The sequence below is a fragment of the Streptomyces sp. NBC_01190 genome, assembly GCF_045039895.1.
Classification (GTDB): domain Bacteria; phylum Actinomycetota; class Actinomycetes; order Streptomycetales; family Streptomycetaceae; genus Actinacidiphila.
Genome location: NZ_CP108580.1, coordinates 3,955,887 through 3,976,703, shown reverse-complemented (window position 1 = coordinate 3,976,703; position 20,817 = coordinate 3,955,887). Strand labels below are relative to the sequence as shown.

Genomic DNA, 20,817 nt, shown 5'->3' with positions numbered 1-20,817 from the left:
GCAAGGGACGGCGCCGGTCGAGATGGCGGACACCAGACGGCTCGGCAGGCGGAAACCCAGCACCACAGCGGCGACGGTCACCAGCACCGGGCGGACCTCCGGCCCGACGGCCGGTATCGACCGATCATCCGCTTGACGGGACACCGGACCGTCACATCACCAGTACCGGAAGCATGAAGCCCGCGATCAGGCGGCAGAACGGACGGACCCAGGCGGAAAAGCACCACCGTGGACAGCACCGGCGTGGTCCAGGCCGTACGCGACACCCCGGCCGACCGTGCTGTTGAGCAGGCTCCACACCATCACCAGTACCGGCAGTAGCCACAGCGCCGCGCCCGACGAGGCGCGGGACGCAGGCCGCTGACCGGATGCCAGGCTGTGCACCGAGTGCGCAGGCGCCGTGCCGCGGTACGTGCTGACGCGCGACAGCGGTACGAGGAGCAGGACCAGCCCCGCGTCCCGTGCGGTGGCCGGCGCGTGATCATCCCGCGCCCGCTCCCTGACGCCCCGCGCCCGGACCTGCCCCGGCCGCCCCCATCACTCTTGCCGTCGTGCCCGCGCTCAGCAGCGGAGTCACGCCGACTGCTCCCGCGTGCCCTCGCCGCCCCGCGCCCTGTGGAGCGCGGACAGCCGTGGCCTCCACCTGCCACAGCCCGGACTCGGTGGTGCTCGCCAGGATCGACTCGCCGCCTTCGCCGGGCGAGCCGTACAGCCGGGCCTGGCGCAGATGGGTCCGGTCGGAGGTGTGGGGCTCGTAGTTCAGGATCGGGTGCGCGCCGTCCGTGTCGTGCTCGGCGAAAACCTCGGTGCGACCCCAGCGTTCCCGGGCCAGGACGCGCAGCACCGGAACCGGCACCCGGCGCAGGGCGGACGCGCGGCGACGGGAGAGCAGAACCGAGACGAGCAGGGGCAGCCCGAGCCCGGCCAGGCCCAGCGCGACGATCTGCCGGCCGGAGCGGTCGCCGTACGGTTCCGCGGCGAGCCGCACCCACGAGCCGTGCGTCAGCACCCGCACGGTCTTGACACCGCGATAGGCGCCGCCGACGTCGAACCGATGGCGGCTTCCGTCGGCGAGTCGAACCGTGAGGGCGTAGTCGTCACCGCTGTACGCGACGACCCGCGCCTCCTGCGCCGAGGCCGTTCGGGCTGTACGGTCGTCGCCCGGTCGTCCAGCACGATGCTGGTGACGAGCGCGGCGGCCACCGCGCAGATGAGGGCGCCGACGACATACCGGATCAGCCCTCGTTGCCATGGGCGGAAGCCGTCCGGCGCCGGGGCGATGACCTTGATGCCGCCGGCGGCGTCGAGGATGACAGAGCGCCGGCGCCGGCGCGTCCGGAACCGGGCCGCCACGGCCGCCCCGCCCCAGCACAGCGCCGCGACGATGACGCCGTCCGCGATCTTCTCGGCGGTCCCACCGCGCCACTGACCTGGCTCGGCCATGTGGAGGAGCAGCAACGGCGTCGAGATCAAGGTCAGTTCGGGCAGCACGACCAGCGAGAGCAGGTGCGGCAGCAGGAGCATCGTGCCCGTCGCGCCGACCCAATCCGCCCCACAGGGCCGACCGACCGTGCACATCTCGTCGGGCGAGGCGAGCACCGCGACGAACACGGCGGCCAGCAGTACCGCCGCCGGCCCCACCGGCCGCGCCCACCCGGGCAGCCGCACCCTCATCCACCGCCTGGCGTCGGCCGGCAACCAAGGCCGCACCAGGACGTCCCCGTGCGGGGCTGAACTCATCGTCACCCGCGCAGTATGCGGCCACGACGCGGGCGCGTCGTCACCGAGGGACCGGCGCCGCTGGGGGGTTGGGGGGTCGGTCGGGTCGGTGCCGGTCGGTGAGGGTGTCCAGCCGGCGGGCGGCGACCTCGCGGTCCGCTGCGGCGGCCACGAAGGCCGATACGTCGTCCGTCCCGACGAGGTCGCGGACGGCGGCGACGGTGGCGGCCGGGAGCGGGACCGGTACGGGCGGGTCGTCGGCGGGCCGCGGCGGCTTGGGATGCTGGAGCGGCTGGAGCGGCTGGAGCGGCTGGGACGGCTGGGACGGCTGGGGGAGCACACGAGCCGGCATCGCCGCGGGGGCGGGCGCGGCGGGGGACCCGGGCTGGAGGTCGGCCAGTTCACCGGGCGGGAGGATGTCGCCGAGGCTGCGGCGCATGTGCTCGGTCGCCAAGATCCGCATCGCCCGGGCGAGTTCCACGTCGACGATCTGCTGGGCGAGCGGGCGCAGCCGGCGGATCAGGCCGACCACCTCCTCCGCCTCCCCCTCGTTCGGCGGCTGCTGGAAGAACCGCTGGAAGACGTACTCGGTGGTGAACTCCAGGAACCGCTCGGAGATGTGCTCCACCTGTCCGCGCAGTTCACGCAGATGCCCGGTGATCGCCGACAGGGGCACACCGGCGGCGTACAGCTCCACCGCGACGGCCAGCTCCTTCGGACTCGGCACCACAAACCGGTCCTCGGTCCCCGGCACCGGCTCCAGCACGCCGAGCCGCAGCGCCTCCTCCACCGCCTCCAGGTCGGTGACCCCGCCGAACGCCTCCACCAGCTCGTCCAGGCTCACCTGCGCCGACTGCTCGTCGGACCAGGGCCGGTCCACCTCGTCGACCAGGCCGAGCACCCCGCCGAGGTCGGTGCCGGCGTCCCAGGCGGCCAGCAACTCCTTGATGCTGGCCAGGGTGTAGCCGCGCTCCAGCAGCCGGGCGATCTGGCCCAGCCGGATCAGATGCGCGTCGCCGTACACATTGGCCCGGCCGCGGCGCTCCGGCTTCGGCAGCAGCCCCCGATCGGTGTAGGCGCGGATGTTGCGGACGGTGGCCCCGCTGAGGTGGGACAACTCCTCGATCCGGTACGCGCGCTGCTGCTCGGCGGCGGTGCTCACGCCTTCACTCCTCGGTCGCCCGGCTCCGACAGGTCATGGGGTCCCCGGCGATCCCCGTCGACCAGGCACGACGGCTCGCGCCGCCGGGGACATCGTCCGGCACCTGGCGGTCCTACCGCAATGACCCCTACCGGGAACCCCTTCCGGGACGGACGCGACGACCGGCGTCGGCACCGGGTCGGGCGCTCACAGCGGAGGGTCGATCCGGGCGAGGGCGCGGGTCGCACCGGGGGACAGCCGGGACAGCAGCCGGGCGGCGCGCGCCTCCGGGGTGACCGGAACCACCGCATGATTCCGCTGCACGGCCCGCACCACCGCTCTGGCCACCTTCTCCGGCGGATAGCCACGCAGCCGGTAGAGCCTGGCGCTCTTGGCCCGACGGCGCCGCTGCTCGGCCTCGTCGACCCCGGTGTGCCGGGCGCTGCCGGTGATCGGGGTGTTCACCGGGCCGGGGCAGATCGCGCTCACCCCCACGCCGTGCCCGGCCAACTCCGCCCGCAGGCACGCGCTGAGCATCAGAACGGCCGCCTTGGAGGTGCTGTAGGCGGGCAGCGCCCGCGACGGCTGGAAGGCCGCCGCCGAGGCGATGTTGACGATGTGGCCGCCCTCTCCCCGGTCCACCATCTGCCGGCCGAAGAGCCGGCAGCCGTGGATGACGCCCCACAAGTTGACGTCGAGCACCTCCCGCCACTCCTCGGGTGTGGTGTCGAGGAAGGGGCCGGCCACGCCGATGCCGGCGTTGTTCACCACCACGTCCGGCACGCCGTGGCTGTCAGCGGTGCGTACGGCCAGCCGCTCCATCGCCTGCCCGTCGGATACGTCCACGGTCTCCGCGCATGCCGCGGTGGCACCCTTCGACCGGGCCAACTCGACGGTGTGTGATGCCTCTTCGGCGTCGCGGTCCACCGCCACCACCCGGGCGCCGGCCTCCGCGAAGGCGAGCGCGGTGGCCCGGCCGATGCCACTGCCCGCGCCGGTGACCAGAATCAACTGCCCGGCGAATCGCTGCCGGGCGTCGACAAGGCCCTTGCCCAGCACGGACGTCGACCCGCGCCCGCCCGCGGGCCCACCCCGAGCGCTCGCACCGCCGGCCCGCCCGCCACGCACAGGCCCGCTCCCGCTGCCGCCGCCTTTGCCACCGTCCGACAGCTCGGGCACCCCTGGAGCCTCACCCGCACCCTTGTCCGCACCCTCATCCGCACCCTCGCTCCCGCCCTCCGTCCCCGCGACGAACTCCGCCACCCAGCGGGCCAGTTGCTGCGGCCGGGACCGCGGCACCCAGTGCTTGGCGGGCAGCGTGCGGCGGGTCAGCCTCGGCACCCAGCGGTCGAGGTCGTCGTAGAGCCGCGCCGAGAGGAAGGGATCGGCGGTCGGCGTGACGAGCTGGACCGGCACATGGGCGGCCGGATCCGGGCGCGGATTCCGCAGCCGCCGCCGCACGTTGTCCCGGTAGAGCCAGGCGCCGTGCGCGGCGTCCTCCGGCAGCGAGGCGGCCGGATAGCCGTCGCCGGAGACCTTCTCGGCGCGGGCCAGCAGCTTGGGCCAGCGCCTGCCGAGCGGGCCGCGCCAGGCGACTTCGGGCAGCAGGGGAGTGTGCAGCGCGTACACATACCAGGACTTGGCGCCCTGGCCGAGCATGTGGAGGAGTCCTCGCGGGGTGGGGCGCCGCACCCGGCGGCGGATCCAGTGGCCGAAGTGGTCGAGGCACGGACCCGAGACGGAGGTGAAGGAGGCGAGCCGGCCCCGGGTGGCGTCGACCGTCGCGAACTCCCAGCCCTGCACCGAACCCCAGTCGTGCCCGACGAGATGGACCGGCCGGTCCGGGCTGACCGCCTCGGCCACCGCGAGGAAGTCCTCGGTCAGCTTCTCCAGGGTGAAGCCGCCCCGGAGCGGCTCGGGCGGCTCCGAACGGCCGTGCCCGCGCACGTCGTAGAGGACCACGTGGTAGCGGTCGGCCAGCAGCCCGGCCACCCGCGACCAGACCTCCTTGCTGTCGGGATAGCCGTGCAGCAGCACCACCGTCGGCCGCGCCGCCGACCCGGCGCCGTACTCCACCACACACAGCCGCACCCCGTCCGCGCCCGTGACGAACCGCTCCCGCGCCGGGATGCCCACATCGCCGCCCCCGCCGCCCCCGAAGGCACCGTCGACGCCGCCCGCACCGCTGTCCCGCACCATGCCGCTCACCCCCGCTAGCCCCACACCACGCTGACATCAACCAATGTGACATAGCCGGACGGCAGCCGGTCAAGACCCGCACCCCCGCCTGTGGATAACCCTCCTCCCCTTACGGGAGGGTCAGCCCCGAGAAGGAGCCGGATCCGGGCCTCCGGGGGGACGACCGGCCGTCGCGCCGAGCACTACCGTCGGTACGTGACAGTGATCGCTACCGAGAGCCTGAGCAAGCGGTACCCACGGGTGACCGCGCTCGACCGGCTGACCGTCGACATCACCCCGGGCGTGACCGGCCTGGTGGGAGCCAACGGCGCCGGAAAATCGACCCTGATCAAGATCCTGCTGGGGCTGTCCCCGGCGACCGAGGGTCGCGCCGCCGTGCTCGGGCTCGACGTGGCCACCGCGGGCGCCGAGATCCGCGCCCTGGTCGGCTACATGCCCGAGCACGACTGTCTGCCGCCCGATGTCTCGGCGACCGAGTTCGTCGTGCACATGGCCCGGATGTCGGGGCTGCCGCCGACCGCCGCCCGGGAGCGCACCGCGGACACACTGCGCCATGTGGGCCTCTACGAGGAGCGGTACCGCCCGATGGGCGGCTACTCCACCGGGATGAAGCAGCGGGTGAAGCTCGCCCAGGCCCTGGTGCACGACCCCGAACTGGTGCTGCTCGACGAACCCACCAACGGCCTCGACCCGGCCGGCCGGGACGAGATGCTCGGCCTGATCCGCCGGGTGCACACCGACTTCGGCATCTCCGTGCTGGTCACCTCCCACCTGCTCGGCGAACTGGAGCGCACCAGCGACCAGATCGTCGTCATCGACGGCGGCCGGCTGCTGCGGGCCTCGTCCACCAGCGCCTTCACCCAGGCCACCGGCTCCCTCGCGGTGGAGGTCACGGATCGCGAGCGGGAACTGCTGGCCCTGCTGACCGCGGCTGGCCTGACCGCCAAGGCGGGTGGCCACCTGCTGCTGATCGACATCGCGAGCGAGGAGACGTACGACCTCGTCCGCGACAAGGTGGCCGAACTCGGCGTCGGCCTGGTCCGGATGGAGCAGCGCAGGCACCGCATCGCCGAACTCTTCACCGACGAAGCGGGCCACGCCCCGAACCAGGAGCCCGGTCGGGCCCCGAGCCAGGACCCGGCTCACACCCAGGGCCCCGACCAGAGCCACGCCCCGAGCCAGGAAGGAGAAGGCCGTGACGCAGCCTGACATCGTCCCGCCGCCCTCCGACGGCACGCCGGCCTCTGCCACGCCGGCCCCCGTCACACCATCCGCCGGCACACCGTCCGCCGGCCCGGGCACCCCTACCACCTCCGCCCCGCCCACCGACGTCATCCACAACATCGGCTACCGGAAGTACGACGGCCCCCGGCTCGGCCGCGCCTACGCCCGCCGCTCCCTCTACAGCCAGAGCCTGCGCGGCGCCTACGGCCTCGGCCGCAGCGCCAAGTCCAAGGTGCTGCCGATGATCCTGCTGGGCGTGATGTGCGCGCCCGCGCTGATCATGGTGGCCGTCACCGTCTTCACCGACATGAACAAGCTGCCGATCGAGTACACCCGGTACGCCGTCGTGCTCCAGGCCGTCATCACCCTCTTCCTCGCCTCACAGGCACCCCAGGCCGTCTCCCGCGACCTGCGGTTCAAGACCACCCCGCTCTACTTCTCCCGGCCCATCGAACGGGCCGACTACGTGGCGGCGAAGTACGCGGCGCTCACCACCGCGCTGTTCCTGCTGACCGCGCTCCCGCTGCTCATCCTCTACGTCGGCGCCCTGCTGGCGAAGCTCAGCTTCGGCACCCAGACCGCCGGGTTCGCGAAGGGACTGCTGACCGTGCTGCTGCTGTCGCTGCTGTTCGCGGGGATCGGCCTGGTCATCGCCGCCGTCACGCCGCGCCGCGGCTTCGGCGTCGCGGCGATCATCGCGGTGTTCGTGATCACCTATGGCGCGGTCTCCGCCGTCCAGGGCGTCGCCGACGCCCAGGAGAACTACCACGTCATCGGCTGGCTCGGGGTCTTCTCGCCGATCACCTTGATCGACGGCTTCTCCTCCTGGTTCCTCGGCGCGACCTCCGCCTTCCCGCACGCCTCGGGGCCGCCGAACGCGCTGGCGGGAGCGGTGTACCTGCTGGCGGTCGTGGGGATCGTGGCCGGCTGCTACGGCCTGCTGATGCGCCGCTACCGGAAGGTTGGCCTGTCGTGACGACGATCGGTATCGACAAGGTGTCCCGCTGGTTCGGGAACGTGGTGGCCGTCAACGACATCACCATGACCATCGGCCCGGGGGTCACCGGACTGCTCGGGCCCAACGGCGCCGGGAAATCCACCCTGATCAACATGATGGCGGGCTTTCTGGCCCCCTCCACCGGCGCGGTGACCCTGGACGGCGTCTCCATCTGGCGTAACGAGCAGGCGTACCGGGAGATCGGCATCGTCCCCGAACGGGAGTCGATGTACGACTTTCTGACCGCGCATGAGTTCGTGGTCGCCAACGCCGAACTGCACGGCCTGGCCGACCCGGGGGCCGCCGCCCAGCGCGCCCTGGCCACCGTGGAGATGGAGTACGCGCAGCACCGGCGGATCGAGACGTACAGCAAGGGCATGCGGCAGCGCGCCAAGATGGCGTCCGCGCTGGTCCACGACCCCTCGGTGCTGCTGCTCGACGAGCCGTTCAACGGCATGGACCCCAGGCAGCGGCTCCAGTTGATGGAACTGCTGCGCCGGATGGGCGCGGACGGCCGGACCGTCCTGTTCTCCTCGCACATCCTGGAGGAGGTCGAGCAGCTCGCCCACCACATCGAGGTGGTCGTGGCCGGGCGGCACGCGGCGTCGGGCGACTTCCGCAAGATCCGCCGGCTGATGACCGACCGCCCGCACCGCTACCTCGTACGGTCGAGCGACGACCGCCTGCTCGCGTCCGCGCTCATCGCGCACGCCTCCACCGCCGCGATCGAGCTGGACCGGACCGAGCGCGCGCTGCGGATCCAGGCGGTCGACTTCGCCGGCTTCACCGAGTTCCTGCCCCGGATCGCCCGCGACCACGGCATCCGGCTCTACACGGTCTCGCCCTCCGACGAGTCCCTGGAGAGCGTCTTCTCCTACCTGGTCACGGCGTAAGGAGCCGACTCAGATGCCCGCCAACACCGCCGGGGCCGCCGCGCCCGGCTCCCCGAGTTCGCCCGGCTCCCCCGGTTCCGCCGGCGCCCTCGCCTCCCCAGGTGCCTCTCCCGGCGCCTCCCCAGGCAACGGCTCCCCGGCCGCCGGCCGGACCGGCCCCCGCCCGCCACTGGTCCGGTCCGCGGGCCCGGCCTTCTACCATCCCACTGTCGCCCGCCTGACCTACCGCGCCCTGCTCGGCCGCCGCCGCGCCCTGCTGCTCTTCGGCCTGCCGCTCCTGCTGCTGATCATCTCCGCCGCGGTCCGTTCGCTGACCGGCGCGGACGACGCCACCACCGCGCACCTGCTCCAGGGCTTCGCGCTCGGTTCGATGGTGCCGCTGGTCGGGGTGATCGCCGGTACGGGCGCGATCGGGCCGGAGATCGACGACGGCGCGATCGTCTACCTGCTGGCCAAGCCGGTCAAACGGTCCACGATCATCGCCACCAAGCTGGTGGTGGCGATCGGCGTCACCATCGCCTTCTGCGCCGTCCCGACCCTGCTCGCCGGGTACGTCCTCGGCGGCAACAGCCAGAACCTCGCGGTGGCCTTCGCGGTCGCGGCGGCGGTGGCCTCCGTCGCCTACTCCGCCATCTTCCTGATGCTCGGGGTCATCACCCGGCACGCGGTGGTGGTCGGCCTCGTCTACGCGCTGGTCTGGGAGTCGGTGATCGGCAACATCGTGCCGGGCGCCCGTACCCTCAGCGTCCAGCAGTGGTCGCTCGCGATCGCGCAGAAGGTGGCCGACGGGGGCCAGGTCAGCTCCGACGTGGGGCTGACGACCTCGGTCGTCCTGCTGGCCGCCGTCACCGCGCTGGCCACCTGGTTCGCCGGCCGCAAACTGCGCACCCTGAAGCTGGCCGGCGACGAATAGCCGCGATCCCGCCCCCTGGCTGAAGGGAACCCGGCCCCGGTCCCGGCCGAACACGGTGCCGTCGGGTGCCGTCCGATAGTCACCCGGTGCCACCGCTGCCGCCCGCTGCCACCCGGTGAGCCCGCTCGTCCGGCGGGCGCACCGGGTGTCGGCTATGACTGGTGGGGATGGCCCCCAAGTCGCCGGAGGTCGAGCGGACCTCCCCGCCCCCGCAGGGCCGCGCGTGCCGGCCGGCCGCCTCGCGCCGCCGGCTCACCCCCGGTGACGCGCGGCGGCTTCTCGCCGACTGGGTCCGCTCGGCGCCGGGCACCCACATCTGGCTGGCGGTGCTGGCCCTCACCAGTTGCCTGGCCGCCGGGCTGTCGCCGCACCTACGCTCCTATCTTCTGCACAGCGTCAGCACCAATCTGGTGGAGCTGCGCCGTCACCCGGTCAGGGTGCTGATCTCCAGCGGCCTGTGGATCGAGACCCCGGTCGGCCTCGCCTGGTATGCCATGCTCTTCGAAGTGGTGCACGCGACCGCGGAACGCTGGCTCGGCACCGCCCGCTGGCTGCTGGTCGTCGCCATGGCCCACGTCGGGGCCACACTCGTCAGCCAGCGGGCGGTGCTCTTCGGCATCCGCGACGACCGGCTGCCGCGCTCACTGGCCCACACCCTCGACATCGGGGTGAGCTACGGGCTGGCCGGTGTCGTCGGTGTGCTCGCCTACCGGGTGCCGCGGCCCTGGCGCTGGGGCTATCTGGCGGCGGTGCTGGGCTACCCGGCGGATCAGCTCGTCCGGCACCGCACCTTCACCGACCTGGGCCATCTGACGGCCGTGGTGATCGGCCTGTGCTGTTACGCGGTCACCCTTCCAGGGCGAACACCCGGCGCAGCACTTTCGCGATCCCGTCCTCCTCGTTGGAGGCGGTGACCTCGTCGGCGACCGCCTTGAGATCGCTGTGGGCGTTGGCCATGGCCACCCCGTACCCCGCCCAGGCGAACATCGGGATGTCGTTGGGCATGTCGCCGAAGGCGATGGTCTCGGCGGGTGTGCGGCCGAGCCGCCGGGCGGCCAGCGACAGGCCGGTCGCCTTGGTCAGCCCCAGCGGCAGCAGCTCGACCATGCCCGCGCCCGCCATGGTGACGCCCACCAGGTCGCCGGCGACCGTCCGCGCCGCCTCCGCCAGCTCGTCGTCCGAGAGGCCACCGGGATGCTGGATGTAGACCTTGTTGATCGGTTCGGTCCACAGCTCCTCGACCCGGGCCACCCGGGTGACCGGCAGCTCCGGAAGATGGACGTAGCCCTCGCCGACAAGCACCTCGCCGGTGAGCCCGTCCCGGCTGGCGGCCACCGCGAGCCGCCCCACCTGGGCCTCGATCTTCGCCACCGCCAGTGCGGCGAGCTGCCGGTCCAGCGTCACCGAGGTCAGCAGTTTGCGCGCGCCCGCGTCGTAGACCTGCCCGCCCTGGCCGCACACGGCCAGGCCCTCGTAGCCGAGGTCGGCCAGGATGTCCTGCGTCCAGGGCACGGCCCGGCCGGTGACGACGATGTGCGCCGCGCCCGCCGCGGCTACGGCGGTGAGGGCGTCCCGGGTGGGCTGCGAGACGGTGTGGTCGGCGCGCAGCAGCGTGCCGTCCAGATCGGTGGCGACCAGTCGGTACGGCAGGGCGTCCGAGGTGGAACCGTCGCCGGCGCTCACTTGGCGGTGGAGGCCGCGGCGGGCCGGACGGGTTCCAGTACCTCGCGGCCACCGAGATACGGCCGCAGGATCTCCGGTACGCGCACCGAACCGTCGGCGAGCTGGTGGTTCTCCAGGATCGCCACGATGGTCCGCGGCACCGCGCACAGCGTGCCGTTGAGCGTGGCCAGCGGCCGGGTGCCGTCGCTGTCCCGCAGCCGGATGTTGAGCCGCCGGGACTGGAACTCGGTGGTGTTGGAGGTCGAGGTCAGCTCGCGGTATTTGCCCTGGGAGGGGATCCACGCCTCGCAGTCGAACTTCCGCGACGCCGAAAGGCCCAGGTCGCCGGAGGCCAGCTCGATCACCTGGAACGGCAGCTCGAGCGCGGAGAGCCACTGCTTCTCCCAGGCCAGCAGCCGCTGGTGCTCGGACTCGGCGTCCTCCGGCGTGGTGAAGACGAACATCTCCACCTTCTCGAACTGGTGCACCCGGATGATGCCGCGGGTGTCCTTGCCGTACGAGCCCGCCTCGCGCCGATAGCACGGCGAGAAGCCGGCGTAGCGCAGCGGCAGTCGGCCGGCGTCAAGGATCTCGTCCATGTGGTAGGCGGCGAGCGGCACCTCGGAGGTGCCGACCAGATAGAGGTCGTCCTTCTCCAGGTGGTAGACGTCGTCGTCGACCTGGCCGAGGTAGCCGGTGCCGGCCATCGCGGCCGGCTTGACCAGGTTGGGGGTGAGCATCGGGGTGAAGCCGGCCGCGCCGGCCTGCGCCACGGCCGCGTTGACCAGGGCAAGCTCCAGCAGGGCGCCGATGCCGGTCAGGAAGTAGAAGCGCGACCCGGACACTTTGGCGCCGCGGTCCATGTCGATGGCGCCCAGCAGCTCGCCGAGCTCCAGGTGGTCCTTGGGCTCGAAGCCCTCGGCGGCGAAGTCGCGCGGCACGCCGTGCTGCTCCAGGACGACGAAGTCCTCCTCGCCGCCGATCGGCGTTTCCGGGTGGATGACGTTGCCGAGCTTGAGCAGCAGTTCCCGCGCCTGCTCGGCGGCCTCGTGCTGTTCGGCGTCGGCCGCCTTCACCGCGTCGGCCAGCTCCTTGGCGCGCTTGAGGAGATCGGCCTTCTCGTCGCCCTGGGCCTTGGGGATCAGCTTGCCCAGTTGCCGCTGCTCGGCGCGGAGCTGGTCGAAGCGGGAACCGGACGACCTGCGCGCTTCGTCGGCGGAGAGCAGGGCGTCGACGAGGCCGACGTCCTCTCCACGGGCGCGCTGGGAAGCGCGCACACGGTCGGGGTCCTCACGGAGCAGGCGAAGGTCAATCACGGTTCCAGGTTACCGGGGCGCGGCTCCGGGACGCGACGCGGAAACAACGGAATATTAGCTTTTGTCCGTTTGGCGAAGAAAGCGAGATGTGTCAGTAAAAGTAATGAAAAGCCACTCGTCAACGTTATGGGGTCGCTCCCACGTCCGAGTCAGCGGCCTTGTGGAGAACCGGAGTTGATTGACCGGCCGATGGCCTCTGGCGGCGGCTTTCTGTGTGAGTTATCCACAGGGCGGCCGGGATTCCTGTTCGTTGTCCACAGGGTGTGGGGAAGATCTGTGGAGAAGGGCGAAGATCTTTTTCCGGGCCCGATGCTCGGCCATGGATTCCCCGTCCAAACCCGACTCACACTCTCTTTGGAGTGAGAAATCTTCCCTTCGGGGGATTGCCGGGGGGAATTGGGGTGACGTGAGTGCGGTGGGCCACTCTGGCCTCGGGTGATCGATGTGTACCAATTTGTCGACAAGATCAGCTTGGGCCGGGTTGCTGTATCGACTTGTCCGCAACTTACCCACAGGCAACCGGGTCAGCCTGTGGATAACTTGGTGGACAACTCACCCACCGGCTCGGTAGCCCGCTCACCCGTCCGTTCCCCGCCCGATCAGCGGGTCGCGCGACAGGGCCTCAGCCACGACCGTCCAGGGTGCGGTTCAGCCAGTCCGCGGCCTCGGTGAACTCGGTGTCCGTGGTCCCCCGCCGCACCTGAACCCCCACCTCGTCGGCCCGGGGATACGAACCGAGGAATCGTACATTCAGACAGCGTCGCCGTAGTCCCATCAACGCATCGCCGACCCGGCGGTCGGTGAGATGCCCCTCGGCGTCCACCGAGAAGCAGTAGCGGCCCAGCCCCTCACCGGTCGGCCGGGACTCGATCCGGCTCAGATCGACGCCGCGGATCGCGAATTCCTGGAGCAGTTCGAGCAGCGCGCCCGGATGGTCGTCGCGCAGCCAGAAGACCGCCGAGGTCTTGTCGGCGCCGGTCGGCGCCGCCAGCCGGGACGGCCGGCCGACCAGGACGAAGCGGGTGGTGGCGTTCTGCGCGTCTCTGATGTCGGTGGCCAGCGGCTCGAGCCCGTACGTCGGCCCGGCGAACTCGCCGGCGAACGCCGCGTCGTAACGGCCCTCCTGCACCAGTCGGGCGCCGTCCGCGTTGGAGAGCGCCGACTCCCAGTGGGCATCGGGCAGATTGGCGGCCAGCCAGTCGCGTACCTGCGCCTGCGCCGCCTGGTGGCCCGCGACGGTCTTGACGTCCGACAGCCCGGTACCGGGCCGGACCAGCAGCGCGAAGGCGATCGGCAGCAGCACCTCGCGGTAGATCATCAGCGGCTCACCGAAGGCGAGTTGGTCCAGGGTGGCGGTGATGCCGCCCTCCACCGAGTTCTCGATGGGGACGAGCGCCCCGCCCGCCTCCCCGGTGCGCACCGCGTCCATCGCGGCCGGCACCGACGCCATCGGGATCAGCTCACGGGTGGCCGACTCGGGCAGCGTACGGAGCGCGGCCTCGGTGAAGGTCCCGGCCGGTCCCAAGTACGTGTAGCGGCTCGCGGCTGACATGACGTCAGCCTAATGGCCCTGCGCGGCGGTGCGGTCCGGCTGCCGGTGCCGGCTGGTCGCCCTGCTACTGCTCTGGCAGCCCTGCCTGTTCCGGCGGCCCGACATGCCGGTGGGCCGGGGCGGGCCCGCCCCGGGCTCCCCCTGCCGTGCCGTGTTCCACGTGGAACACGGCACGGCAGGGCGGTTGGTCACCCCTCCAGCAGTCGCTGGCCGACGTACTCGCCGGGACCGGCGCCGCCCGGCACCGCGAACAGGCCGCTCGCCTCGTGCCGCAGGAAGCGCGAAAGACCGTCGGCCCCGTCGAGCTTGCGCTGCACCGGCACGAAGCCGCGCAGCGGATCCGCCTGCCAGGCGACGAAGAGCAGGCCGGCGTCGGGCGTGCCGTCGTCGCCGATGCCGTCGTGGTACGAGAAGCCGCGCCGCAGCATGGCCGCGCCACTGTTGGAGGCCGCGGCGGCCACCCTGATGTGCGCGTCACCGGCGATGGCGAGCGAGCCGTCGACGGTGAGCTTCGCCAGGTCCACCTTGGTGGTCTCGGTACCGCCGGAGAGCGGCGCGCCGTCGGACTTGCGCCGCCCGATCACCTTCTCCTGGCGCTCCACCGAGAGGTGGTCCCAGGAATCCAGCAGCATCCGGATCCGCCGCACCACCGCGTACGACCCCTGGGCCATCCAGGCCGGGGAGGAGTCCGGCAGCCCGCCTGCCGGTACGAAGACCTTGCGGTCGAAGTCCGGGTCGGTCGGCTTGGGGTTGTTGGTGCCGTCGATCTGCCCCATCAGGTTGCGTACCGTCATCGGCCGGGCCGTGGCGCCCGGGGTGCGGTTGAAGCCGTTCATCTGCCAGCGGACCGAGGCCGTGCCGCGGGCCGCCTTCTGGAGCACCCGCAGGGCGTGGAAGGCGACGAGCGCGTCATCGGCGCCGATCTGCACCCACAGGTCGCCGTTACTGCGCCGCGGGTCGAGCGCGTCGGCCGGGAAGTCCGGCAGCGGGGCGAGCGCCTGCGGGAGGTGGGCGGTCAGCCCGGTGCGGCCGAAGAAGGTGCGGCCGAAGCCGAAAGTGATGGTCAGCGAGGAGGGGCCGGCGTCGTCGGCCACCTGGTCGTCGTAGAGAGCCGGGGTCGCCGGCCGGCCCGCGCCGGTCATCTCCCGGGCCGCGTCCGACCAGCGCCGCAGCAGGCCGGCGGCGGCCCGCCGGTCCGCCCCGGGCGCCAGGTCGAAGGCGACCAGATGCCCGCGGGCCTGCGCGGGCTCGACGATACCGGCCTGCCGGGCCCCCTCGAAGGGAATGTGGCCGCTGCCCACGCTGTCCAGCGCGGTCGGCTCCCGCCGGGCGGCGACCGCGGTCCCGGCCCCCGCCCCACCACCGATCACCAGCCCGGCCGCGCCGGCCGCACCCACGGAGCCGAGCAGCCGCCGACGAGTGGGCCCGCCGCTCTGTCCGGCGCCGCCGTCCCCACCCGTGCCGCCGCTGTGTCCGGTGCCGCCGTCCTGCCGCGCGCCGCCGCTCTGGTCGGTGCTGCCGCCTCGACCGGCACGGTCGCCCTGCCGGGTACGGTCACCCCGCTCGGTGCCGCTGTCCCGGCCCGCGGACGCGGCGGGCTTGGGCGGCGGGACCGGATTGCGCTTGCTCATGAACCCACCCGTACGTTCTTGGTCACGGTCACTTCGTCGATGTCGGAGGTGCGGACGGTCACCGACAACTGCCAGTCGCCCGGTAGCGGAAGCTGCACGCCGCTCGCCGTCCAGTGGCCGTTGTCGAGGCGGTGCAGCGGGACCTGGATGGGCCCGAGGTGCTGCGCGGGCAGGGTGAAGGCCACCCGCACCTCGGGCACGTCCACCGGCTTGTTGCCCGGGTCGGTGAGGAGCAGATGGATCTCGTTGGGGGTGCCGGCCCGGGCGGGCGACATCGCGAAGCCCGCCGTGCCCTTGCCGTTCGGACCGCCGGTGTCGTAGGGGATGTCCAGCGCGATCTGCGTGGGCACCCCCGTACCGGCCGAAGGCGCGCCCGCCCCGGCCGCGGGTGCGGTCGGTGCCGCCGCCAGCCCCTTCTGCTCCTCCGCGGCCCGGCCCGGCTGCGCACCGGTCAGCAGCGTGGTGACCGTGAGCAGTGCGGCGGCCACCACCACCTCGGCCAGTACCGACCGGCGCAGCGCGCCGCGTGCCGGGTCGGCGTCCCGCACTTTGCGGGCCTGCGCGGCGCTGCGGGCGGCCTGCTGACGCCGCAACTGGACGGCGCGCTCGGCTCCCCCGGCCCCCGCGCTTCCCCCGCCGCCCCCGGTCTCCGGACCCCCGCTTCCGGCGCCCGCGCCCACCGGCTCCGCTACGCCGGACGCCACGCCCGCCGCCTCTTCTGCCTTCACCGGAGCCGACTTGACGCGGGCCGCCGGTACCGACGCCGTCGCCATCCCCGCCGCCCCCCGCTGCCCGATCTCCCGCGTCCAGCGCCGGGAGAACCACGCCACCCCCACCAGCACGCACACCAGGCAGATCTTGATCAGCAGCAGCCGCCCGTACGAGGTGTCGGTGAATGCCCGCCAACTGCCCATCTGCCGCCACGCCTGATACGTACCGCTGGCGATCAGCGCGGTGACCGCGCTCAGCGCGAGGGTGGAGAAGCGGCGGATCGCCGACCGGTCGACCGCGCCCGCCATCGACGGCGCCCACAGCGCCGTCAGCAAGGTGATCAGGCCGCCGAGCCAGACCGCCATCGACAGCAGGTGCACCACGTCCACCGGCATGGCCACCTTGCGCTGGATGCCGACCGAGGCGTGCTCGGCCATCGCCCAGGTGGCGGCGATGCCGACCGCGACCACGCCGCCGCCGATACCCAGCCCCCAGGCCAGATCGGCCCGCTCGGCCGGGTCCTCGCGTTTGGCGTAGCTGCCGAAGAGCACCGCGAGGAAGACGGCCGCCGCGGCGAGCAGCAGCAGCCGGGAGATCAGGGCGGCGCCCGGTCTCGTCTCCAACTGGGCCCGCATCACCTCCACGTCGAAGGCCTGGCCGAGGCCCTTGCCGTTGACGTAGGGGCCGCGCAGCATGATCAGCGCGATGGTCGCCACGACCATGGTGACCCAGCCGGTGGTGGCGATCCGCCGCATCGGGCGCAGCAGGGCGCCCTTGGGCCAGCACACCGACAGGAACACCGAGCCGCCGACCAGCAGCGCGAACCCGGCGTACGCGAGGAAGCGGCCGATCCCGTAGAGGGTGCCGGCCGCGCCCCCGCCGACGGCCGCCTGGTCCGACAGGTCGACGGTGGTCTTGGAGGGCGCGCCGACGGAGAAGGTGAACGCCCCCGCGACCGGGTGGCTGTCCTGCGAGATCGCCCGCCACGCCACGGTGTACGTGCCCTGCGAGAGCCCGGTGCGCAGCGCGATCGTGGCGGTCGCCCCCGCGTCCTTGCCGGTCGCGTGGCCGGGGGCGCCCACCGCCACGTTCGTGCCGCGCGGATCGAGCACCCGCAGACTGTCCGAGGAGAGCAGTACGCCCTCGGAGTAGGTGAGCTCCACCCGCTGCGGCGCCGTTTTGACCACCGAGTTCTGCGCGGGGTCGGTGCCGATCAGCGCGGCGTGCGCGGATGCCGGGGCGGCGGTGCCCAGCAGCAGTCCGAGCAGCGCGCCGAGAGCGACCGCGAGGGCGGCGAGCCGGCGCGGCAGCGATCGGCGGGCGGGCCCGCGCCCAGCCGCCGTGGGCGCTCCCGGCGCGGGGCGGGGGATCGCGTACGACCGTGGATTCATCGGCTTCTCAGCCCTCCGGGTGGTACGTCGTCGGTCGCACCGGCACGGTGACGGTCATCGTGGCGGGCGTGGCATGGGTGAAGCGCAGGGTCAGCGTCACCTTGGCACCGACCCGCGGCTTGCGGTCGAGGTTCTCCAGCATCAGGTGGTTGCCGCCGACGCCGAGGGTGAGCCGGCCGTGGGCCGGCACGGTCAGCGCGCCGACCTGTTCCATGGTGGTGCCGGTGGTGGTGTGCAGCGTGACGTGCGCGGCGAGCGGCGTGCTGACCGAGGTGAGTTCGGCCGCCGAGCCACCGGAGTTGGTGACGGTGAAGTACGCGGCGGCCAGGTCGGTGAGGAGCGGCTGGGGTATGTAGCCGCCGCTGACCGAGAGCTTGGCCGGGGTCTGCGCCGAGGCGCTGCCGGCGGTGTAGTGGGTCAGCACCAGCCCGGCGGCCGCCGCGACCAGCACGGCCGCGCCGCCGCCGAGCGCGCCGGCCAGCGCGGCCCGCCGCCTCACGGGGCCTCACTCCTGATGATCTTCGGCAGGTCGTGCTGGAACTGCTCGGCGGTGGTGCCGGACATGTAGAGCACATGGCCCTTGTTGTCCTTCGGCCAGAAGGCCAGCACCTCGGCGCCGTGGGTGACGGTGACGCTGCCGTCCTTCTCCTTCACCGGCGGGTCGATGCCGACCCCGACCGTCCGCGCGGCGGCCTGGATGGTGGCGAACTTGCCGGTCAGGCCGATGAAGCTCTTGTCCATCGCGCCCAGCCACTCGTTGAGCCGGGCCGGGGTGTCCCGCTCGGGGTCGGAGCTGACGAAGACCACCCGCAGCTTGCTCTGGTCGGCCTTGGGGAGGTGGGACTTGGCGAGCGCGATGTCGCTCATGGTGGTCGGGCAGACGTCGGGGCAGTGCGTGTAGCCGAAGAAGAGCAGCATCGGGTCGCCCGCGGTCTGCTTCACCAGGTCGAAGGGCTTGCCGTGGTTGTCGGTGAGCACCAGGTTCGGCTTGGCGAACGGGGTGTCGAGCAGCGTGCCGGCCTGCTGGGAGCCGGCCACGGCCGCCACGTTGCCCGCGTCCGAGGTGACGCCGGCGTTGTCCGACGAGCCGCCGCAGCCGGTCAGCAGCAGGGCGGAGGCGGCGGTGAGCGCGGCGACGGCGCTGCCGAGCTTGAGGGTGGTGCGCATGAAGGCGGTTCCTTTTTCAGGGGCTTCAGGGGGCTTGAGGGGTTGAGGACGCTTGGGGCATTGCGGAGCTTGGGGCTTCAGGACTTCGAGAGGCTTCGAGGGCTTCCAGCGGCGTCCGGGGCCCGGGGCCGCAACGGCCGGGGGCTCGGAGCTTGGCCCCGGGGGCCGGGCGGCCCCGCGCGGAGGCGGGACCACCCGGCTTTGCCGACGAACCTGACGACGACCCTGATAAGGGGTCGGGCGCGGCGGGTCGAACGGATCAGACCGCCGGTCCGGACGGCGAACCGCCGGACGGCCCGGTGCCCGCCGGCGCGCGGCGCCGGCCCGCGAACAGCCCGAAGCCGACGCCGATGACGCCGACGACGATCCCGACGATGCCGAGCGCCCTGGCCGTACCGTCACTGCTGTCGACGGAGGCGGGGGCGGCGTCGGCGGCCGGTGCCACCGTCTTGCCGCCACCGGAGTCGCCGGCCGGCGCCTGAGCGGCGGTGCCCGCCGTGCTCCCGGCCGTCGTCCCGGCCGTCGCGGGCGCCGTGCCCGCGGCCGCGGTCAGCACCAGCGTGGGCGCCGGGTTCTCCGGTTCCGCCTGGCCCGGCTGCGGGACCTCGATCCAGCGCACGACGTCACCGTTGTCGTACGTCTGGAGCGCCTTGAAGGTCAGCGCGTCGGCGTCGGACGGCAGCGGGCCCAACGACACCGGGAACTGCTGGAACTGCCCGGGCGCGATCTTCCCGCCGCTCCAGGTGATCTTGGTGACGGCCTGGTCGACCGTGCCGTCGTCGTTCTTGAGCGGCGTGGCCAGCTTGGACGTCGTGACCCGCGCGGTCCAGCCGGGCACCGGCTGAATGGAGACCGACGCGATCGGGTGGTCCACCGGCAGGTTGACCTCCAGCTTGACGGTGGCGGCGCTGTCCTCCTCGTTGGGGACCTTGAAGGACACCGTGCTGTAGCCGCCCTTGGGGGCGGTGTTCGGCGTCACGGTCACATGCGCGAAAGCGGGCGCGGCGGCCAGCGCGACGGCCGACCCCGCGAGTACGGCGACGGTCGCGGCCCGGCCGCGGGTACGTGAGCTGCTCATGGCAGTGGTTTCTCCACGGTGAAGTGGTGCTGACGGTGACGTGGCACCCGCGCACCGCACCGGGCGGTGGCGGGACTCGGGCCGCCACCTGACCCGCGGATCACCCCTCGGGTACGCGGCGGCGGCCGGCGGCCACCCGCGCCGTCGGTCCACCACAGGGGAGCGAGCGGGCGCGTCAGGCCGCGAGGACCACCGACGGCGGCCCGCGTCTGGCCAGACCGTGCCGTAGCCAGACCGTACGGTGCCGGACGGCCGCTCCCCGGGTGACGCACCGGATCCGCCGCCACGCGTACGGCACGCCGGCGGAGAGCGCGGACAGCAGCGCGTACGCGAGGCGCAGCGTGGCCGGGGAGAGCCCGGACCGGTCCGTCAGGCTCGCCGCGCCGCGCACCGAGAGCCGGACCAGCCGCCAGAGGGCCGCTTCGCCGCGGCGCAGCAGCCAGCCCGCGACCAGCGCGGCCAGCAGGTGGCCGAGCAGCATGGGCACCGAGCACATGGTCATCGCGACCGCCATGGCGGGCCGCCCGCCGCCGGGCACACCCGTGACATGAGGGACGCCCGCCATGCTCGGCATACCTGGCATACCGGGCATACCGGCAAGGCCCGACGCGGCCGCCGACCGAGCCCCCGTCAGGTCCGTCCCGGGCAGGTGGAGCTGGGCGCCGAGCGCCGCCGGGTCGAGCCCGGCCCGTACCACCACCTGGCGGGCGGCCGAGGGGGTGAGCCGCGGTCCGTTGTTGCCGCACACCAGACGGGCGGCGACCGCCATCAGCCCACTCGGCGAGGAACCGGCTGCCCCGGACCCAGCGAGCCCGGAAGGCCCAGCAGCTCCCGCAGCCCCCGAGGGGAGCGCCGAAGCCGCACAGATCTGCCCGATGTTGAAGACCGCGTGCAGGGCCACCTGCCCCACCGCGAGCAGCGCCGCGATCCCCGGCAGGGTCCGTTCCCGGCCGGCCAGCGGGGCCACGACCGCGAAGACCGCGAGCCAGCCGAAGGCCAGTGCCCAGGCGGGCACCGTACGACCGGAGGCCATGGTGTGTCCGGCCGCGGCCAGCACGACACAGACCGCGGTGAACACCGCGGCCCGCAGCAGGCGCATACCGGCGCCTGCGCGCACGGCAGGGGCGGGGACGGAACTGGCAGCCATGACGGCGGCCATCTTCTCACCGCGCGTTCGCGCTGGAAACACCGGGTGCCCGGCTCGCGGGGGTGTGCGCGGCTCG

At 72.9% G+C, this 20,817-nt stretch carries 18 protein-coding genes; 5 read left to right on the top strand and 13 right to left on the bottom strand.

Going from position 1 to position 20,817, the window contains the following annotated elements; genetic code table 11:
- Positions 1 to 481: 481 nt before the first annotated feature.
- From OG519_RS16530 to OG519_RS16515, 4 genes are all read right to left on the bottom strand, one after another.
- The gene (locus OG519_RS16530) at positions 482 to 1,015 is read right to left on the bottom strand and encodes a hypothetical protein (RefSeq protein ID WP_405584013.1); all 534 of its coding nucleotides are present in this window, start codon (positions 1,013 to 1,015) and stop codon (positions 482 to 484) included.
- Positions 1,003 to 1,746 (bottom strand): hypothetical protein, encoded by a 744-nt coding sequence (locus OG519_RS16525; protein WP_405584011.1) that lies wholly within the window; start codon positions 1,744 to 1,746, stop codon positions 1,003 to 1,005. Before OG519_RS16525 ends, OG519_RS16530 begins: the two co-directional genes overlap by 13 nt.
- Before the next feature lie 34 nt (positions 1,747 to 1,780).
- Positions 1,781 to 2,881, bottom strand: a complete 1,101-nt coding sequence (locus tag OG519_RS16520; protein ID WP_405584008.1) for a MerR family transcriptional regulator — start codon at positions 2,879 to 2,881, stop codon at positions 1,781 to 1,783.
- Positions 2,882 to 3,067: 186 nt separating this feature from the next.
- The gene (locus OG519_RS16515) at positions 3,068 to 5,059 is read right to left on the bottom strand and encodes an SDR family oxidoreductase (RefSeq protein ID WP_405584005.1); all 1,992 of its coding nucleotides are present in this window, start codon (positions 5,057 to 5,059) and stop codon (positions 3,068 to 3,070) included.
- A gap of 201 nt (positions 5,060 to 5,260) precedes the next feature.
- On the opposite strand from OG519_RS16515, the gene OG519_RS16510 reads away from it, so the two are divergent.
- The 5 genes from OG519_RS16510 to OG519_RS16490 all read left to right on the top strand — a co-directional run bounded on the left by OG519_RS16510 (position 5,261) and on the right by OG519_RS16490 (position 10,000).
- Positions 5,261 to 6,268 (top strand): ABC transporter ATP-binding protein, encoded by a 1,008-nt coding sequence (locus OG519_RS16510; protein WP_405592769.1) that lies wholly within the window; start codon positions 5,261 to 5,263, stop codon positions 6,266 to 6,268.
- A gap of 124 nt (positions 6,269 to 6,392) precedes the next feature.
- On the top strand, positions 6,393 to 7,259 hold the full coding sequence (locus OG519_RS16505) for an ABC transporter permease (protein WP_405592767.1): 867 nt from the start codon (positions 6,393 to 6,395) through the stop codon (positions 7,257 to 7,259).
- Positions 7,256 to 8,173, top strand: a complete 918-nt coding sequence (locus OG519_RS16500; protein ID WP_405584002.1) for an ABC transporter ATP-binding protein — start codon at positions 7,256 to 7,258, stop codon at positions 8,171 to 8,173. The genes OG519_RS16505 and OG519_RS16500 overlap by 4 nt, the downstream gene beginning before the upstream one ends.
- A 169-nt stretch (positions 8,174 to 8,342) precedes the next feature.
- The gene (locus OG519_RS16495) at positions 8,343 to 9,086 is read left to right on the top strand and encodes an ABC transporter permease subunit (protein ID WP_405592765.1); all 744 of its coding nucleotides are present in this window, start codon (positions 8,343 to 8,345) and stop codon (positions 9,084 to 9,086) included.
- 167 nt (positions 9,087 to 9,253) lie between these two features.
- On the top strand, positions 9,254 to 10,000 hold the full coding sequence (locus OG519_RS16490) for a rhomboid-like protein (protein WP_405583999.1): 747 nt from the start codon (positions 9,254 to 9,256) through the stop codon (positions 9,998 to 10,000).
- On the opposite strand, the gene OG519_RS16485 is transcribed toward OG519_RS16490, so the two are convergent.
- The 9 genes from OG519_RS16485 to OG519_RS16445 all read right to left on the bottom strand — a co-directional run bounded on the left by OG519_RS16485 (position 9,933) and on the right by OG519_RS16445 (position 20,741).
- Positions 9,933 to 10,769: an HAD family hydrolase gene (locus OG519_RS16485; RefSeq protein WP_405583997.1), complete on the bottom strand. Its 837-nt coding sequence runs from the start codon at positions 10,767 to 10,769 to the stop codon at positions 9,933 to 9,935. The genes OG519_RS16490 and OG519_RS16485 overlap by 68 nt on opposite strands.
- Entirely contained in the window at positions 10,766 to 12,064 is a 1,299-nt protein-coding gene (gene serS, locus OG519_RS16480) for a serine--tRNA ligase (RefSeq protein WP_405583995.1), read from the bottom strand. The genes OG519_RS16485 and serS overlap by 4 nt, the downstream gene beginning before the upstream one ends.
- Before the next feature lie 622 nt (positions 12,065 to 12,686).
- Complete coding sequence (pheA, locus tag OG519_RS16475; protein WP_405583993.1) at positions 12,687 to 13,616, bottom strand: prephenate dehydratase; 930 nt, start codon at positions 13,614 to 13,616, stop codon at positions 12,687 to 12,689.
- Between the two features lie 188 nt (positions 13,617 to 13,804).
- Positions 13,805 to 15,247 carry an iron uptake transporter deferrochelatase/peroxidase subunit gene (efeB, locus tag OG519_RS16470; RefSeq protein ID WP_405583991.1) on the bottom strand — a complete coding sequence of 481 codons (1,443 nt, stop codon included), beginning with the start codon at positions 15,245 to 15,247 and terminating at the stop codon, positions 13,805 to 13,807.
- Positions 15,244 to 17,349: a copper resistance protein CopC gene (locus OG519_RS16465; RefSeq protein ID WP_405583989.1), complete on the bottom strand. Its 2,106-nt coding sequence runs from the start codon at positions 17,347 to 17,349 to the stop codon at positions 15,244 to 15,246. The genes efeB and OG519_RS16465 overlap by 4 nt, the downstream gene beginning before the upstream one ends.
- 7 nt (positions 17,350 to 17,356) lie before the next feature.
- Complete coding sequence (locus OG519_RS16460) at positions 17,357 to 17,848, bottom strand: copper chaperone PCu(A)C (protein ID WP_405583986.1); 492 nt, start codon at positions 17,846 to 17,848, stop codon at positions 17,357 to 17,359.
- Positions 17,845 to 18,516, bottom strand: coding sequence for an SCO family protein (locus OG519_RS16455; RefSeq protein WP_405583983.1), 672 nt, complete (start codon positions 18,514 to 18,516; stop codon positions 17,845 to 17,847). The genes OG519_RS16460 and OG519_RS16455 overlap by 4 nt, the downstream gene beginning before the upstream one ends.
- Before the next feature lie 259 nt (positions 18,517 to 18,775).
- On the bottom strand, positions 18,776 to 19,594 hold the full coding sequence (locus OG519_RS16450) for a YcnI family protein (RefSeq protein ID WP_405583981.1): 819 nt from the start codon (positions 19,592 to 19,594) through the stop codon (positions 18,776 to 18,778).
- Positions 19,595 to 19,769: 175 nt separating this feature from the next.
- Entirely contained in the window at positions 19,770 to 20,741 is a 972-nt protein-coding gene (locus tag OG519_RS16445) for a hypothetical protein (protein WP_405583978.1), read from the bottom strand.
- Positions 20,742 to 20,817 lie beyond the last annotated feature (76 nt).